Raw genomic sequence first — 17,234 nt, 5'->3', positions numbered from 1 at the left:
CCGCCGACACGACGCCTCCGCGCCGAGCGCGGCGCACGCGCCGCACGGGGGGCCGCCCCGTCGGCCGGCGTGGCCCGCGCCATCGAATTCCCGGACGGATTCGTCATCGCGGCACCCGATCAGCGCGCGGCCCACGCGGCGAACCGCTGGTCCAGATCGTCGCCGTGCTCGTCCCAGAACTCGCGATCGTTCACCACGCCCACCGCGGCGTGCTCGGGCGTGTTGGGCAGGCTCTTGCGCTGCTCGGGCGACATCGCCGCGAGCGCCTTGGCGTTCGACGGGCCGCCCGGCTGCCGGGCGAGGAACGCGGCCTGATGATCCGCGGCGATCGTGTAGCCGATGAACTTCATCGCCTCGTCCTTCATCGGCGTGCCCTTCGGGATCACCCAGTAGTCGTAATCCGAAATGGCGCCGTTCCAGACGATGTCGAGCGGCTGGCCCGATTTCTGCGCGGTCACGATGCGGCCGCTGAACACGGTCGACATCGCCACGTCGCCGGACACGAGGAACTGGGCCGGTTGCGCGCCGGCATCCCACCATTGGATCGCCGGACGCAATTGATCGAGCTTGCGGAACGCGCGATCGACGCCGGCCGGCGTGGCCAGCACGCGATAGACGTCCGCCGGCTTCACGCCGTCGGCCATCAAGGCGAACTCGAGATTGCCGCGCGCGGATTTGCGCATGCCGCGCTTGCCGGGAAATTTCTTGACGTCCCAGAAATCGGCCCAACTGGCCGGGGCGGTTTTCAGCAGCTTGGTGTTGTAGGCAAACGCGTTGGCCCAGGCGAACAGGCCGACGCCGCAGCGCGTCTTCGCGGCCGGGTCGAGATTGGCGGCGTCCGGCAGCTTCGACCAGTCGATCCGTTCGTACAGGCCGTTGTCGCAGCCGCGGCCCACGTCCGTCGATTCCACCTCGACGACGTCCCAACTCACCTGATGGCCGTCGACCATCGCCTTGACCTTGGCCTGCTCGCCCGAATACGAGGAGGCCGTGACGTCGATGCCCGTCGCCGCCTTGAACGGCGCGACGAACGCGGCCTGCTGCGCATCCGCCAGCGTGCCGCCGTAATTGACGACCGCCAGCGGACGCGCCTGCGCGCCGAAGGCGAGGAACGATTGCAGGGCGATCGAGAGCGCAACCGCGCCGATCCGTTGTGATTTACGCATGGTATCCACCTCAGTTGACTGAAACGTTCTTGTTAGAAGATCCGGACGTGCTGTTCGGAAAAGCACAGAACGACCTCGTCGCCCCCGCCGATCCGCGCGAGACCTTCGTCGTCGAGCGGCACCTTCACGAAACCCGGCACCTGGTTGTCGAGCTCGTACCGAAAGCGCACGTGGTCCCCGAAATAGAGGGTGCCCGCGCAACGGGTTCGGATCCGGTTGTGTGCCGGGGCCGGCGAAGCCGCCGCCTGCGTGCGCAGCGAGATGCGTTCGGGGCGCACGCAGGCGCGAACCGCATCGCCGACGCGCGGCGCGCCCACCACGCGGCCGGCCAGCACCGCGCCGCCGGGCAGCCCCACCTCGCCCCGCTCGCCGTCCACCTTGAGCAACCGGCCGACGAAAATATTGTTGTCGCCGACGAAGTTCGCGACGATGCCGTTGCCCGGCGTTTCGTACAACGCATCGACGCGGTCGATCTGCTGGATCCGCCCCGCGTCGAACACGGCGACGCGATCGGACATCGTCAACGCCTCGCTCTGATCGTGCGTGACGTAGACGAACGTCAGGCCGAGCCGCGCGTGCAGATCCTTCAGTTCGACCTGCATGTGTTCGCGCAGCCGCTTGTCGAGCGCGCCGAGCGGCTCGTCCATCAGCACGAGGCGCGGGTTGAACACCAAGGCGCGGGCCAGCGCGATGCGCTGCTGCTGGCCGCCCGACAGGCTGCCGGGCAGGCGCGAGGCGAACGCCGACATCTGCACCATGTCCAGCGCCCGCGCCACCGCGGCGGTGCGTTCGGCGGCCGGCATGCGGCGCACGGTGAGCGGATACGCCACGTTCTGCGCCACCGTCATGTGCGGAAACAGCGCGTAGTTCTGGAACACCATGCCGATGTTGCGTTTGTGCGCCGGCGTGGTGTTGAGCAGCGTGTCGCCGAGCCAGATCTCGCCCTCGCTCGGCGATTCGAAGCCGGCGAGCATCATCAGGCAGGTGGTCTTCCCCGAACCCGACGGCCCCAGCAGCGACAGAAACTCGCCTTCGTGAATATCCAGGTCGAGCCCCTCGACCACGCGGTGAACGCCGTCGTAGCTCTTGCCCACGCCGCGAAAGCGCACCAGAGGTTGTTGAGCTTGGGTCATGTCGGTCTCCCTGTGTCCCGTTCCCGATTCGCGAGGCCCGTTCAGGCCATCGCCGCGACCACGAGGTCGCCCATCTGCGCGGTGCCCACCCGCTTGGTGCCGGGCTCGACGATGTCGGCGGTGCGATAGCCCGACGCCAGAACGCGGCGGACCGCGCGCTCGATGCGCGTGGCCGCGTCGTCGGCATCGAAGCTCATGCGCAGCATCATGGCCGCCGACAGGATCGACGCGATCGGGTTCGCCACGTCCTTGCCGGCGATATCGGGCGCGCAGCCGTGCACCGGCTCGTACAGCCCCTTCCTGCCGTTGCCGATCGACGCCGACGGCAGCATGCCGATCGAGCCCGTCAGCATCGACGCCTCGTCGGACAGAATGTCGCCGAACAGGTTGCCCGTCACGATCACGTCGAAATGCAGCGGCGCGCGCAGCAGCGACATGGTCGCCGCGTCGATGTACAGATGTTCGAGTTCGACGTCCGGGTAATCGCGCGCCACTTCCTCCAGCACCGTGCGCCACAGCTCCATCGACTCGAGCACGTTGGCCTTGTCGACCGAGCACACGCGCGAGCGGCGGCCGCGCGCGGCGCGGAACGCCACGTGTGCGATCCGGCGGATTTCGTCTTCGTCGTAGCGCATCGTGTTGATGCCGACGCGCTTGCCGCCCGCCTCGACGATGCCGCGCGGTTCGCCGAAGTACAGGTCGCCGGTCAGCTCGCGAACGATCAGCAGATCGAGCCCGTCGATATACGACGGCTTGAGCGGCGACGCGCCGAACAGCTCGGGATAGGCCACCACGGGGCGAAAGTTCGCGAACAGATCCAGTTCCTGGCGCAGCGCGAGCAGCGCGTCGCCGGGGCGCAGCCCGCGCGGCAGCGTCTCGTACTGGAAGCCGCCCTCGGCGCCGAACAGGATCGCGTCGGCATCGCGGGCAAGCCGCAGGGTTTCCGGCGGCAACGGGTGTCCCGTGCGATCGTAGGCCGTGCCGCCCACCAGCGCCGGCTCGAATTCGAGCGGCAGGCCGTCGCCGGCGATCACGTTCAGGACTTTCAGCGCTTGCTCGGTCACTTCCGGGCCGATCCCATCGCCCGCCAAAACGGCAACTTTCATATGCATTCCTATATAGATTCCGTTCGATCGTTCACAACCAACCGGCCCCGCACGTCACATGGCTGGCAACACCACGCCGCGGCGCCGTTCGTACCTTTCTATTTCCGCGACGAGCCGCAACGTGAGATCGATCTCGTCGGTCCCGTCCAGCAGCGCCTGCTTGGAAAATCCGTCGATCTCGAAGGTCGCGGCCGCGCCGTTCGGGGCAAGCACCCGCTGCGCCCGCAAATCGACCGCCATCGCCGCACCGGGCGACATCGTCAGTTCGCCGATCGCGCGCTCGACGAATGCCGCGTCGGCGCGAATCGGCAAGATGCCGTTCTTCATGCAGTTGACGAAGAAGATGTCGCCGAACGTGGTGCCGACGATCACGCGAATGCCGAAATCGGCCAGCGTGTGCACGGCCTGCTCGCGCGACGATCCGCACCCGAAGTTCGGCCCGACCACCAGCATCCGCGCCTGGCCGTATTCCGGCCGGTTCAGCACCGACGTGGCCAGCGGCGCGCCGGTGCGCGCATCGAAGCGCTGATCGTGAAAGCAGTAGCGGCCGTAATCGACGCGGCGCGCGTGCATGAAGCGGGCCGGCAGGATCTGGTCGGTATCGATGTCGCCGCCCGGCATCGGCACGGCGACGGCTTCCAGCGAATCAAGCGGTTGCATGGCCGAGCAGGCTCCTGTAATCGACGAGGCAGCCCGTCACGGCGGCGCCCGCCGCCATGCCTGGGCTCATCAGATGGGTGCGCACGCCGCGCCCCTGGCGTCCGACGAAATTACGATTGGTGGTGGAGGCGATACGCTCGCCGGCGCGCCCTTCGTCGCCGTTGATCGCGAGGCACATCGAGCAGCCGGGCTCGCGCCATTCGGCGCCCGCGTCCCGGAAAATCCGGTCGAGCCCCTCCGCATTCGCGCTGTCCTGCACCGCGCGCGAGCCCGGCACGATCAAGGTAGGAATGCGAACCTTCCGGCCCTTGAGCACGGCTGCGGCGGCACGCAGATCCTCGAGGCGGCCGTTGGTGCACGAGCCGATGAAGACCCGGTCGATCGCCAGGCCTTCGAGCTTTTGCAGCGGGCGCAGGCCCATGTAGTCGAGCGCCGCGACGGAACGCGCGCGCAATGCCGCATCGGCGATGTCGGCAGGCTCGATCACGGCACCGCCGATCGACGTCGACTGGGCGGGATTGGTGCCCCAGCTGACCATCGGCGCGATGCGCGCGACGTCCACGGCGATCTCGCGCGAAAACGCCGCGCCGTCGTCGGTGGCGAGCGCGCGCCACCGCGCGACCGCGGCGTCCCAGGCCGCGGCGCCCTGCGGCGCGAACGGCCGGCCGCGCAAATACGCGATCGTCGTGTCGTCCGGCGCGATCAGGCCGGCGCGCGCGCCGGCTTCGATCGACAGATTGCAGAGCGTCATGCGGGCCTCGACGGACATCGCGTCGATGGCGTCGCCGGCATACTCGATCACATGGCCGACGCCGCCCGCCACGCCGATCCGGTGGATCATCGCCAGCGCCACGTCCTTCGCGGTGACGCCGAACGGCATGCTGCCGGCGAAGCGCGCGCGCATCGTCGCGGGGCGCCGCTGCCACAAGGTCTGGGTGGCGAGCACATGCGCCACCTCCGACGCGCCGATGCCGAAGCCGAACGCGCCCAGGGCGCCGTGCGTCGACGTGTGACTGTCGCCGCACACCACCGTCATGCCGGGCTGCGTCAGCCCCTGCTCGGGGCCGGTCACGTGCACGATGCCGTGCCGCGGATCGTCGAGACCGAACATCGCGACGCCATGCTTGCCCGTGAACCGGATCAGGTCCTCGACCAGTTCGCGCCGCTCGTCGTCCACGATAGCGCCCAGCGTGCGGCCGCGGGTCGAGGCGTAGTGGTCGGCCATCGCGAACGTCGCGTCCGGCCGGCGCACGGCGAGGCCACGGCGCGACAGGCCCGCGAATACGTCGCGCGGAAGATCGTCGCCGACATAATGCCGATCGATGTAGATGAGCGTTTGCCCGTCGTCGCGCTCGTGGACGACATGGTCGTCCCACAGCTTGTCGAACAGGGTGCGCGCCGGAATCGAAGATGAACTCACGCGAACTCCGTACAGTCCTCGCAGCCCACGGGCAAACGCGTTGCCCGGCCGCTCGGTATCCATGAACGGAACTCAGTCTGCGTGCGTCAAAATTACGGCTGAAGTCGTATTTGGGAACGCTCGATGCGTGAACCGCGATGCCAGAAATCGGCCTGACGCCGCGCTTACGCGGTCAGGAAATCGGCGAGCAGGCGGGTGGCCGGCTGCATCTCCTCGTCCTTGCGGATGCACAGCTTGTGCAGGCGGCTGGCCCACGGCTCGTCGAGCGCGATCTCGGTGATCTGCATCGCCAGCGCGCGGTCGCTCACGAAATAGTCGGGCACGATGCCGACGCCCAGTTCGGCCTGGGCCATGCGGCAGACCGCATCGAATCCCGCGACGCGGATCCGCGATTTCATCACGCGCCCCGCCGCGGTGGCGAGGCGCTCCACCAGGCCCTGTATCGAACTGTAGGGCTCCTGCATGATCAGGGTGTGGTCGAGCAGCTCCTCGAACCGGATCTTGCGGCGGCTGGCGAGCGGATGCGATTTCGGGGCCACCACCACGAGCCGGTCGACGTAACACGACATCACGTTAAGATCGTCGACGGCCTGCTCGCCCCAGAAGATCCCGAGGTCGGCCGCGCCTTCACGCACGGCGCGCACCACGCCCGTGCTGGTGTCGGGCTGCAGTTCGACGGTGATATGCGGGTAATCCCGCATGAATCGTCCCAGCGAATCGGGGAAGAAGCCGAACAATGCCGATTCGTTGGCCGATGCGCGGATATGCCCGCGCGCGCCCTTCGTCGCCGACGAAAACTCGGACATTTCCGTTTCGAGACGCAGCACGTCGCGCAGCAGGCGGCGGGAATGCGACAGCAGCGCCTCGCCCGCATGCGTCAGGCTGACCCCGCGGCGATGCCGCTCGAGCAGCGGCACCCGCACGGCGGCCTCGAGATCCGCGAGCCGCTTGCTGACCGCCGACGGCGCGAGATGCTCGCGGTCGGCGGCCTTGGCGATGCTCGCTTCCTCGACCACGGCGATGAACAGGCGCAGCGTGACCAGATCCAGGCGCGGAAGCAGGTTGCCGCGGAACAACGCGTGAACGTCGTCGGCGCCGGGGCCGGCATGGTCGGAGCGATTCATGGTCGATGGCGTGCGCTGCGGTTGGGTTGGGATGGAACGGCGACGCCACCATCATAACGATTCAAAAAGTACGGCACCGCACGCCGGGCGCCGTACCCGGCACGGCTTAGAACTTGTGACGCATCGCGATCCGCGCCATGACTTGCCGATTGGTCGACGCCGGGCCCGCCGTGTCGGGATTGGCGGCGAATTCGAGGCCGGTCCCCGCCACGGACGCCGCATTGGCCACCAGCACATAGGCGGCCTGCACGTACACGTCGGTGCGCTTCGACAGGTTGTAATCCGCCATTAGCCCGAACTGATGATACTTCGGCGAAGCGCCGCGCCCCGACGTGCCATTGAAGCGCGCGCGCGTGTAGGTGTACATGCCGCCCACATAGAAGGCCGGCGCGAATTGGTATTTCGCGTTCACCTCGACGTTGTCGAAACGTATCGACGACGCCGCGCCGAGCGTCGGGCTGGCCGCGAAATTCGCGTACTGCGTGTCGGTCGGATTCGCGAGATCGGTTCGGATGAACGACAGGCCGAGCGTGGTCGCGCCGATCGTGTAGTTCACGCCGGCGCCCCAGATGCGCTGCCGCCGCGCGGTCCAGCTGCCGTCGGGGCTGCCGTTCGGGCCGATCGACACCGCGCCGCCCGCGTCGGCATTCGGATCGTTGATCTGCAGATAGGCGGCGCCGAGCGCGAGCGGCCCGTTCTGATACTGCGCACCGGCGCTCCAGGCGCGGTTGCGGCCGAACGACGTGCCGTTGCTCATCGCCAGCATGCCGCCGAAGCTGAAGCCGTGGTAATCGCGGCTGGCGTATTTGATGGCGTTGTTCAGTCGGAACGTGTCGTCGGTATTGTCGTTGTCGTACGGATGCGTGAACACGCCGCCGCCCCAGTTGCCGTTCGCGGTCAAGCCGGCCAGGTAATCGGTGACCGAATCGTACTGACGGCCGAGCGTCACCGTGCCATAGCTGGCGCTGGACAGCCCGACGTAGGCTTGACGCCCGAACGCCCGCCCCTGCTGGCCCAACTTGCCGTTGTTGAGATTGAAGCCCGATTCGAGCCGGAAGATCGCGGCAGCGCCGCCGCCGAGATCCTCGCTGCCGCGCAAGCCCCAGCGGCTGCCCTGCGTGTCGCCGCTCGACATCGCGATCAGCCGCTTGCCGCCCACGTTGTTGGTGTAGTTGAGGCCTTCGTCGATCAGGCCGTACAAGGTCACGCTGCTCTGCGCATGCGCCATCCCCGTCGCCACGAGACATCCGCCCGCCGCTGCCGCCATCCACTTTTTCATTGCGATCTCCGTTGGAATGAATCCGTTCCGAGTGCTGCTCACACTCTGTCTTTCACTTTTTTTGATACGTACTACGAAACTATTTTTCGACCTCGAATTCCGATGAAGGGGCGAACGCCGCCCTTATCGCATCGGATAATCGTTTCGATTCATCGGGAAAGCGCGCGCCCGGGCGCGCGGATCATGCAGAAAGCCGGCATGCACCGGCGTGGGCACGCGGCTCAGCCGGAAGCGCGCCCTCGGGACTTGTCGTCGGCCTCTCGGTCGTCTTCGTCAGTGGAGCCCGCTTCCTCGCGCTCCTGATCGAGCATGGCGCGCGCCTGGAAGGTGAGCTTCTCGAGAATGCCGGGCAGCAGGTCGCGTTCGGCCTTGGTCAGGCACGACAGCAAACGCGCGTTGCGCTCGTCCGCCACCGGAAACACCTGCGCCACGAGCGTGCGGCCCGCGTCGGTCAGCGTGATGACCACGCCGCGGCCGTCGTTCTCGTCGGCTTCGCGCGCCACCAGGCCACGCTCCTCGAGGCCGCGCACGGTGCGGCTCGTCAGGCCGCGATCGAACTGCGCATGCTCGGCGAGCCGGTTCATCGACATGCCGCGCCGCCCATGCAGCAGCGCGATGCAGCGCCATTCGTTCATGGTCAGGTTGAAACGGCGCTCGTACGAGCTCGACGAGCCCTTGGTGTAGATATTCGACAGTTGCCGCAACTGGAAGGACACCAGATCGCGCAAATCGCGCAGCCCCACCACGCTCGTCTCCGGCTTCTGCCGCCCTGCCTTCTTGTCCGACGTACTCACGTTCCGCTCCCGCATCGATGCCCGCTCCCGGCAGGAGCGGAATTACATGACAACGTCAAATATTTTATCAGAGCGCCGCGCTCAAGCCCGCTCCTTGCGGCGGCCGCCGACCCATTGCAACGCCAGCAACGAGACGACCGAAATCGAGATCAGCAGCGTGGAGATGGCGGTGATGGTCGGATCAAGCTGATCGCGGATATCCTCGAACATCAGCCGCGTCAGCGTGGCGTTGTCGCCGCCGGACACGAACAGCGCGATCACCACCTCGTCGAACGAGGTCATGAAGGCGAAGAACGCGGCGGCATAGATCGACAGCTTGATCTGCGGCAGCGTCACCGTCAGGAACGCACGCAACCGCGAGGCGCCGAGGCTGCGGGCGACCAGTTCCTGATTCGGATCGTAGGTCTCGAGGCCGCCGTTGACCGAGATGACGACGAACGGCAGCGCCAGCATCGTGTGCGCGATCACCAGCCCGATCTGCGTGTTGTTGAGATCGGCACGCACGTAGATGAAGAACGTGCCGATCGCCACCAGGATCAACGGCACCATCATCGGCAGCATCAGCACGGTACGCAGCACGCGCGCCCAACCGCTTTCGATCGCACGCAGCGCATAGGCCGCCGCCGTGCCCGCGATCACCGACGCGATCGTGGCCGAGACGGCCACGCGCAGCGACACGCCCGTGGCGGCTCGCCACTCGTCCGAGGAGAAATACGCGTGATACCAGCGCAGCCCCCAGTGGTGCGGGGGGAACTCCAGGTAGCTGGCGTTCGAGAACGACATCGGCACGACGATCGCACAGGGCAGGATCAGGAACAGCATCACCACCGCGCAGAACACGTAAAGCCAGAGCCGCTGCGCGTGCGTGACCTGGGTGTCGGTTGCATAGCCAAGCATCTCACTTCCCTCCATACATGCGTTCGACGCCGAACAGGCGGCCGATCGCCGCGAGCACGATCATCGTCAGGACCACAAGCACGATGCCGAGCGCACTCGCCGAGCCCGGGTTGCCGTAGATGGCCACGTCGGACTGGATCTGCATCGACAGCATGTTGATGCGCCCGCCGCCGAGCAGCGCCGGCGTGACGTAGAAACCGAGGCACAACACGAACACCAGCACCGTGCCGGCCGACAAACCCGGCAGCGTCATCGGGAAATAGGCTTGCCTGAACGCCTGCGCCGGCGTCGCGCCGCAATTGGCCGCCGCACGCATATAGACCGGATCGATCGCCTTCATCGCGCCATACAGCGGCAGCACGAGGCAAGGCAGCATCACGTGCGTCATGCCGATCGCGGTGCCGGTGAAGTTGTTGACGAGCTGCAGCGGATGATCGATCAGCCCGCTCGCCGTCAGCCAGGTGTTGATCAGGCCGTTGCGCTGCAACAGCACCATCCAGGCATAGGTACGCACGAGCGTCGAGGTCCAGAACGGCAACACCACGAACACCATGCAGATCGACGCGATCCGCGCCGGCAACTGCGACAGCATGTAGGCCAGCGGGTAGCCGAGCAGCAGCACGAGCCCAGTGACCAGCGCCGACATCTCGAAGGTCGAAATGAAGGCGTTGCGATACAGCGGCGAGAACAGCCGCGTGTAGTTCGACAGCGTCAGCATGCCCGACACGTCGAGCAGCGATTGCCAGCCGAGCCAGAGGATCGGCGCGACCAGCACCATCAGCACGATCAGCAGGGCCGGCACCATCAGCGCACCGAGGCGCAACTGCTCGCCCAGGCGGCTGCGCGCCAGCGCGGCCTGATTCTCCGCGCCCGCCGCGGCGGCGGGCAGGTCTCGCATCATCACGGTAGCGTTCTTCATGATCAGTCCCGCACCACCACGCTGTCCTCGGCGCGCACGCCGACGGTGATCCTGTCACCGGGTTCGAGCCTCGGAGCGCCGGCATCGGCGCCGCCCGTGCCGCGCCGGATCATGATTTCGTTGCCCTGCGGCAGATCGACGTAGAACAGGTTCGAATCGCCTTGATAGATCCGCTGCCGCACCACGCCGGGCAGGCAATTGAGGTCGGCCACCGGCGCGTCGAGCAGGATGGCCCGGTCGGGACGCAGCGCCAGCCACGGCCGGCCGGTGCCGTCCGGCACCGGCGCCTGGGTGCGGAACGGTGCGCCGAAGGCCGAGAACGCGCCGCCCGCTTCGTCGAGCGGCACGAACGCCGTCTCGCCGATGAAGTCGGCCACGAACTTGCTGGCGGGACGCTCGTAGATCGCATCGGGCGTGTCGAACTGCGCGAGCTGCCCCTTGTTGATGATGGCGATCCGGTCGGACATGGTCAGCGCTTCCGTCTGATCGTGCGTCACGTAGATCGTGGTCATGCCGAGCTGCTCGTGCAGGCGGCGGATCTCGATCTGCATGTGCTCGCGCAGTTGCTTGTCGAGCGCCGACAGCGGCTCGTCCATCAGCATGATGTCGGGCTCGAACACGATCGCGCGCGCCAGCGCCACCCGCTGCCGCTGTCCGCCGGACAGGTGCGCGATATTGCGCTCGCCGAGATCGTCGAGCCGCACCACCGACAGCGCCCGACGCACCTTTTCGGCGATCTCCGCGCGATTCATGCGACGCAGCCGCAGCGGGTAGGCGACGTTCTGCGCCACCGTCATGTGCGGAAACAGCGCGTAATTCTGGAACACCATGCCAATGCCGCGCTTGTGCGGCGGCTTGAGCAGCAGCTCCTCACCGCCCACCTTGACACTGCCCGAGCTCGCCCGCACGAACCCGGCGAGCACCATCAGCAGCGTCGTCTTGCCCGACCCGGACGGGCCGAGCAGCGTGACGAACTCGCCTGCCTGGATGTCGAGCGACACGTCGCGCAGCGCCGTGAAATCCTCGTAGGTCTTGCAGACATTCCTGATCGACACTTGCGATGCCATCTTTCCACCTCGTTCTCAAACCTTGGACGCCCCCGCCAACGGCGGGCAGGCGTCGTCCGCACGCCGCAATCAGCGGCTGATCAGCGCGCGCAGCGCTTCGTTACCTTTCTGCAAGTTGTCGTCCTGCCCCCAGTACGCACCGTTCATCTGCACCTGCTGGGTGCGGTTTTGCGGCGAGGAATTGGCCTTCGCCATCACGTCCGGCGAGAACTTGCGCACGTCGAACGCCTTCGCGTTGACGGGGCCGTAGAACGGCATCACTTCGGGGATGTTGGCCTGGATCTGCGGGGTCATCACGTCGGCGATCACCTTGCGCGCCTCGGCCGCATGCTTCGCGCCCTTCGGAATCGCGAGACAGGCGTAGGCCAGCAAACCCTGATTGAACGTGAAGCCGACCGGCGCGCCCGAGGCGATGACCGGTGCGACGCGGCTGCCCCAGATCGCTTCCATGTCCACTTCGCCGTCGCGCAGCAACTGCGCCGACTGCGCGCCCGTCGTCCACCAGGCGGCCACGTTGGGCTTCAGGCGCCCGAGCGCGGCCAGCGCGCGCTTCTGGTCGAGCGGATAGAGCTTGTCCGCGCTCACGCCGTCGCCGAGCAGCGCCACTTCCATGGTTTCCTGCGGCTGGAGCGCCAGCGCGCGGCGGCCCGGGAATGTCTTGGTGTCGAAGAAATCGGCCCAGGTCTTGGGCGGATTGTTCTTGTACTTGTCGGTACGATAGGCCAGCACCACCGAGTAGTAGTTGCTGGCGATCCAGTCGTCGGCGTGCGCGGCGGGCGGAATCCCGTCCAGGTTGATCAGCTTGTAATCGAGCTTTTCGAACAGGCCTTGCGCGGCGCCGGTGGCGCACTCTTCCGCGCCGAGCTGCACGATGTCCCAGGCCGGACGGCCGGACGACACCTGCACCCGCACGGTGGCCAGCCCGTCGTGGCTCTCGGTGCGCAGATCGACGCCTTCCTTCTCCGCGGCCGGTTTGATCAGCGCCTTGACGATGTTCTTCTGATAGTCGCCGCCGTAGCCGGCGAAGGTGACCGAGCCGGCCGCCAGCGCCGGGGCTGCGATGCCCCCCAGCAGCGCGGCGACGGTGGCGGCGATCAGGCCGCGCGAGACCGACGGAATAGTACGCGTGTGATTCATGAAGCTTCTCCGATTCGCATCCTGTTGTGGCCGGGGCCGACGCCCCGGCCTTGCCGCGCCCCGCGCCTCAGCGCGTGCCGCGCACCGTGGCGAGCGCTTCGTCGAGCGCCGTGTCGAGCCGTTCGAACAGCAGGTCGAGCTCGCTTTCGTTGATGATCACCGGCGGCGCGATGCAGATCGCATCGCCGAGCGGACGGACGTTCAGGCGCGCCTGCGCCGCGAAGGCGGAGACGGACGCCGCCACCTTGCGCTCGGCCGGGAACGCGGCGCGTGTGGCCTTGTCCTCGACCAGTTCCAGCGCGCCCATCAGGCCGAGGCCGCGCGCCTCGCCAACCAGCGGATGCTCGGCGCGCTCGCGCAGCTTGCGCTGGAAGATCTCGCCCATCTTGCTGGCGTGACCGATCACGTCGCGCTCGCGATAAATCTCGAACACTTCGTTCGCCACCGCCGCGCAGACCGGATGGCCGCCGTAGGTGTAGCCGTGACCGAACAGGCCGATCTTCGCGGTCTGGGCCTTCAGCACCGCGTACACCTTCTCGTTGATCAGCAGCGCGGAGATCGGCAGATAGGCCGACGACAGGCCCTTCGCGCTGACCAGCATGTCGGGCTCGAGCGCGTAGGCTTCGGCGCCCCACCAGTGGCCCGTGCGACCCATGCCGCAGATCACTTCGTCGACGATGAACAGGATGTCGTATTTCTTCAGCACGGCCTGCACGCGCTCGAAGTAGCCGCGCGGCGGCACCACCACGCCGCCCGTGCCCATCACCGGCTCTGCGATGAAGCCGCCGACCGTGTCCGGGCCTTCGCGCAGGATGGTCTGTTCGAGTTCGTCGGCCAGGCGTGCCGAGAAATCCTCTTCGGTTTCGCCCGGCTCGGCGCCGCGATAGAAATGCGGGCAGCTGACGTGGACGATGCCGGAGATCGGCAGGTTGAAATCGCGATGGATGTGCGGCAGGCCGGTCAAGCTGCCGGTGGCGATCGAGGTGCCGTGGTACGAGCGCTGACGGCTCACGATCTTGCGCTTCTCGGGCTTGCCGATACCGTGGTGGTAATACCAGACCAGCTTCATCGCCGTGTCGTTGGCTTCCGAGCCCGAGCTCTGGAACAGCACCTTCGACATCGGCGCCGGCGCGTGGCGGATCAGGTTCTCGGCGAGCTGGATGGCCGGCTCGGTCGCCTTGTTGGCGAAGTTCTGGTAGTAAGGCAGGCGGGCGAACTGGCGCGCGGCGGCATCGGCCAGGCGCGGCTCGCTGAATCCCAGGTTCGTGCACCACAGCCCCGACATGCCCTCGAGGTATTCGTTGCCGGCGTCATCGGTCACGAACACGCCGCGACCCGAGGCAATCACCATCGGGCCGGCCGCTTCGTGCGCGCCGAAGTTGGTATGGGGGTGGATCTGATAGGCAATGTCGCGATCCCGCAGTGAAGTGTGTTCCATGACGCTCGTCTACCTCTGAAGAAAATGGGGTGGGAGAATCGGGCCGGTGTTGCACCCGTGTCGCCGCCTGAAAACCAGATTAAGTGACAAAGTCACATACGTCAAACGATCAAAAACAAATTGGCGTCGAGATTTACCCTTGCTTCGGGCGAACTGCGCCAAGCACGAACGCGGCGCAGCGTTCGCCGATCATGATCGCGCTCGCATTCGTGTTGCCGCTGACCAGTGACGGCATGACAGAAGCATCCGCCACGCGCAGGCCCGACACGCCCTGAACGCGCAACTGCGGATCCACGACGGCCAGGCGATCGGTGCCGATCCGGCAGCTTCCGGCGGGATGGAAGACCGTCTTGGCCACCGTCCGGATGTGCTGTTCGAGTGCCTCATCCGTGACGTTGTCACTCGATGACGGCGCCAGCTCATGGTCGATCCAGGCTCGCAGCGCCGGCGCGCGCAAGATCGCCCGGCTGATCCGTACGCCCCGCACCATCGCGGCCATGTCGTAGGGATCGCTGAAGAATCGGGCATCGATGCGTGCCGGCGCGGCCGGGTCGCGGCTGGCGAGCCGCACCGTGCCGCGCGACTTCGGCCGCAGCACGCAGGGGCCGATCGTGATGCCATGGCCTTCAAGCGGCTTGCGATCGACATCGCCGACGAGAATCGGCGTGGTGTGAATCTGAATGTCCGGCCGCCCTTCCCCCGCCGTGTCGATGAAGGCGCCGCTCTCGATCACGTTGGAACTGAGCAGGCCAGCACGCGTTGTCAGATAGCGCAGGCCGTGGGCGAGCGCACGCAGGCCGCGATCCTGTCCGAGCAGGCTGGTCGCGGCACGAGCCCGACCGTAGACGGGCGCCGTCAAGTGATCCTGGAAGTTCTCGCCGACGCCAGGCAGATCGTGAATCAAGGGCACGCCGTGCTCGCGCAGATGCTCGGCCGGCCCGATGCCGGACAGCATCAGCAGCTTCGGCGAGCCCACGCCGCCCGCACTGACGATCACCTCGTGACGGCATGCGAGCCGCCGTTCGGTGCCGCTCGCATCGCGCAGCAGCAGCCCGCTCGCGCGGCGGCCGTCGAACAGGATCCGCACCACGTCGGCATCGGTGACGACACGCAGCAGCGGACTGCGACGGACCCGCTTCAGGTAGGTCGCCGCCGCGCTACCGCGCCGCCCGGAAAAAGTAGTGGTCTGGAACAGCCCCGCGCCGTCCTGCCGCGTGCCGTTGAAATCCTCGGTCCGACGAATGCCCGCCTGCTCGGCTGCCTCGACGAATGCGCGCGAGAACGGATGCACGTGACGCGGATCACCGACCTTGAGCGGGCCGTCGCTGCCGTGCAGCGGCGCGCCGAACCGCGCGTTGCCCTCGCTGCGCACGAAGTACGGCAGCACGTCGCGCCAGGCCCAGCCCTGTGCGCCCTGCTCGGCCCAGCCGTCGAAATCCTCGGCCTGGCCGCGGATGTAGATCATGCCGTTGACCGAGCTGCCGCCGCCAAGCGTGCGCCCCTGAGGGATGAAAACCTGCCGGCCGTTGACGTGCGGCTGCGGCTCGGTGCGGTACATCCAGGTCCGGCGCGTGCCGTGGATTTTGAAGAAGGTCGCCGGGATATGAATGAATGGATGGTTGTCGCGCGGCCCCGCCTCGATCAGCGCGACGCTGTGGCCCGCCTCGACAAGCCTTGCCGCGATTGCGCAGCCGGCCGAGCCGCCGCCCGCGATCAGGTAATCGAATGTGTCCATGTGTACCCAGGTCATTGAAATTGGCACGGCCCTGGCTTCAGGCCGTGCGACACGCGTTCGACGTGCCGGCGCGAACGCGCAACGCAAGTGCGGCAGCGATCAGTGCGAGTGCGCCGATCACGAGCAGGCCGGCCGAGTAACTGCCGGTCCGGTATTTGACGAAACCCATCAGATAAGGCGCGCCGAAACCGGCCAGGCTGCCGATGGTGTTGATCACCGCGATGCCGGCCGCCGCACCCGTGCGTTGCAGGAACATAGGCGGAATCGCCCAGAACGGCGGCAGGGAGGCAAACGTGCCACACGCTGCCACGCCAAGGCAGACGATCTTCGGCAGCGCCCCGCTCGCCAGCGCCGCGCCGCCGAAGCCGAGCACGGCAACCACGAGCGGTGCGACGAGATGCCAGCGTCGTTCGTCGAACCGGTCGGAGCGACGCCCCCACAGCACCATCGCGACGGCACCCGCGAGAAACGGCAACGCAGTGATCAGGCCCGTCTGGATGCGGCTAAAGCCGAAGTCCGACACGATCAGGGGCAAGAAAAACACGCAACCGTAGCTGCAGGCGATCAGTGCGACGTTGACGGCACTCAGCAGCCAGACGCGCGGGTGCGCCAGCACGGCCCGCAGCGCGGCGGCACCGTGACCGTCGTTGCCACCGCCTGCCGCATTGGCTCGGGCGGCATCGGCAGCGAGACGCCGCATCAGCCAGTCGCGCTCCGGCGGTGCCAGCCACGCCGCGTCGCGCGGCGTGTCGGTCAGACGAAAGAAGCAGTAGATCGAGAACAGCACCGGCGGCACTGCCTCCAGCAGGAAGACCCACTGCCAGCCAGCCAACCCGGCAATGCCGTCGAGATAGAGAATCGATGCGGACAAAGGGGCGCCGATCACGATCGACAACGGGATCGCAAGCAGGAACCACCCGTAGGCGCGCGCCCGGTAGGCGGCCGGGAACCAGAACGAGATGTAGAAGATCAATCCGGGGAACAGGCCCGCCTCGGCAATGCCAAGCAGAACGCGCAACGTGAACAGCGAATGTGCGCCGACCACGAACGCCGTCGCGCCCGACAGCAGCCCCCAAGTGAGCATGATTCTCGAAATCCACAAGCGCGCGCCGAAACGGCTCATCAGCAGATTCGAGGGAATCTCGCAAACCACGTAGCCGATGAAGAAAATGCCGGCGGCCAGCCCGTAGTCGGCCGGGCTCAGGCCGAGCGCCCGGTTCATCGCGATCGCGGCCACCGCCAGATTGCTGCGATCGATATACGAAATCAGATAGCAGAACACCAGCACCGGCATCAGCCGGCCCATCACGCGACGCATCGCCTGCCGTTCCAGGTTCATCGTGTCGTCTCCATGGTTAT

General features: G+C 66.9%; 15 protein-coding genes. All 15 read right to left on the bottom strand.

The genetic code is table 11. The annotated features are described in order from the left end of the window. Positions 1-119 precede the first annotated feature (119 nt). The gene (locus G3N92_RS03760; RefSeq protein WP_206126109.1) at positions 120-1,166 is read right to left on the bottom strand and encodes an ABC transporter substrate-binding protein; all 1,047 of its coding nucleotides are present in this window, start codon (positions 1,164-1,166) and stop codon (positions 120-122) included. Positions 1,167-1,198: 32 nt separating this feature from the next. Further along, the gene (locus tag G3N92_RS03755; RefSeq protein ID WP_206126108.1) at positions 1,199-2,299 is read right to left on the bottom strand and encodes an ABC transporter ATP-binding protein; all 1,101 of its coding nucleotides are present in this window, start codon (positions 2,297-2,299) and stop codon (positions 1,199-1,201) included. Between the two features lie 41 nt (positions 2,300-2,340). Further along, on the bottom strand, positions 2,341-3,405 hold the full coding sequence (gene leuB / locus G3N92_RS03750; protein WP_206126107.1) for a 3-isopropylmalate dehydrogenase: 1,065 nt from the start codon (positions 3,403-3,405) through the stop codon (positions 2,341-2,343). 54 nt (positions 3,406-3,459) lie between these two features. Continuing rightward, positions 3,460-4,065, bottom strand: coding sequence for a 3-isopropylmalate dehydratase small subunit (leuD, locus tag G3N92_RS03745; RefSeq protein ID WP_206126106.1), 606 nt, complete (start codon positions 4,063-4,065; stop codon positions 3,460-3,462). Beyond that, complete coding sequence (leuC, locus tag G3N92_RS03740) at positions 4,052-5,548, bottom strand: 3-isopropylmalate dehydratase large subunit (RefSeq protein ID WP_206126105.1); 1,497 nt, start codon at positions 5,546-5,548, stop codon at positions 4,052-4,054. Before leuC ends, leuD begins: the two co-directional genes overlap by 14 nt. A 101-nt stretch (positions 5,549-5,649) precedes the next feature. Beyond that, complete coding sequence (locus tag G3N92_RS03735; protein WP_206126104.1) at positions 5,650-6,609, bottom strand: LysR family transcriptional regulator; 960 nt, start codon at positions 6,607-6,609, stop codon at positions 5,650-5,652. A gap of 106 nt (positions 6,610-6,715) precedes the next feature. Further along, positions 6,716-7,888, bottom strand: a complete 1,173-nt coding sequence (locus G3N92_RS03730) for a porin (protein ID WP_206126103.1) — start codon at positions 7,886-7,888, stop codon at positions 6,716-6,718. Positions 7,889-8,109: 221 nt separating this feature from the next. Next, positions 8,110-8,682 carry a MarR family transcriptional regulator gene (locus tag G3N92_RS34860; protein ID WP_206126102.1) on the bottom strand — a complete coding sequence of 191 codons (573 nt, stop codon included), beginning with the start codon at positions 8,680-8,682 and terminating at the stop codon, positions 8,110-8,112. A gap of 81 nt (positions 8,683-8,763) precedes the next feature. Beyond that, positions 8,764-9,579 carry an ABC transporter permease gene (locus G3N92_RS03720; RefSeq protein WP_206126101.1) on the bottom strand — a complete coding sequence of 272 codons (816 nt, stop codon included), beginning with the start codon at positions 9,577-9,579 and terminating at the stop codon, positions 8,764-8,766. Between the two features lies 1 nt (position 9,580). Continuing rightward, entirely contained in the window at positions 9,581-10,498 is a 918-nt protein-coding gene (locus G3N92_RS03715) for an ABC transporter permease (RefSeq protein WP_206126100.1), read from the bottom strand. A gap of 2 nt (positions 10,499-10,500) precedes the next feature. Continuing rightward, on the bottom strand, positions 10,501-11,565 hold the full coding sequence (locus G3N92_RS03710; protein ID WP_206126099.1) for an ABC transporter ATP-binding protein: 1,065 nt from the start codon (positions 11,563-11,565) through the stop codon (positions 10,501-10,503). Positions 11,566-11,634: 69 nt separating this feature from the next. Next, positions 11,635-12,702: an ABC transporter substrate-binding protein gene (locus G3N92_RS03705; protein WP_206126098.1), complete on the bottom strand. Its 1,068-nt coding sequence runs from the start codon at positions 12,700-12,702 to the stop codon at positions 11,635-11,637. Positions 12,703-12,769: 67 nt separating this feature from the next. Beyond that, positions 12,770-14,140: an aminotransferase gene (locus tag G3N92_RS03700; RefSeq protein WP_206126097.1), complete on the bottom strand. Its 1,371-nt coding sequence runs from the start codon at positions 14,138-14,140 to the stop codon at positions 12,770-12,772. A 133-nt stretch (positions 14,141-14,273) separates the two neighbouring features. After that, a complete protein-coding gene (locus G3N92_RS03695) occupies positions 14,274-15,962 on the bottom strand; it encodes a GMC family oxidoreductase N-terminal domain-containing protein (RefSeq protein ID WP_241014573.1) in 1,689 nt (562 codons plus the stop codon). Further along, entirely contained in the window at positions 15,913-17,181 is a 1,269-nt protein-coding gene (locus tag G3N92_RS03690; protein ID WP_241014574.1) for an MFS transporter, read from the bottom strand. Before G3N92_RS03690 ends, G3N92_RS03695 begins: the two co-directional genes overlap by 50 nt. Positions 17,182-17,234: the final 53 nt, after the last annotated feature.

This window comes from Burkholderia sp. Ac-20379 (assembly GCF_017104645.1).
Taxonomy (GTDB): Bacteria; Pseudomonadota; Gammaproteobacteria; order Burkholderiales; family Burkholderiaceae; genus Burkholderia.
Note: the sequence above shows the minus strand (reverse complement) of the source record. Positions and strands in the feature narration are given on the sequence as shown.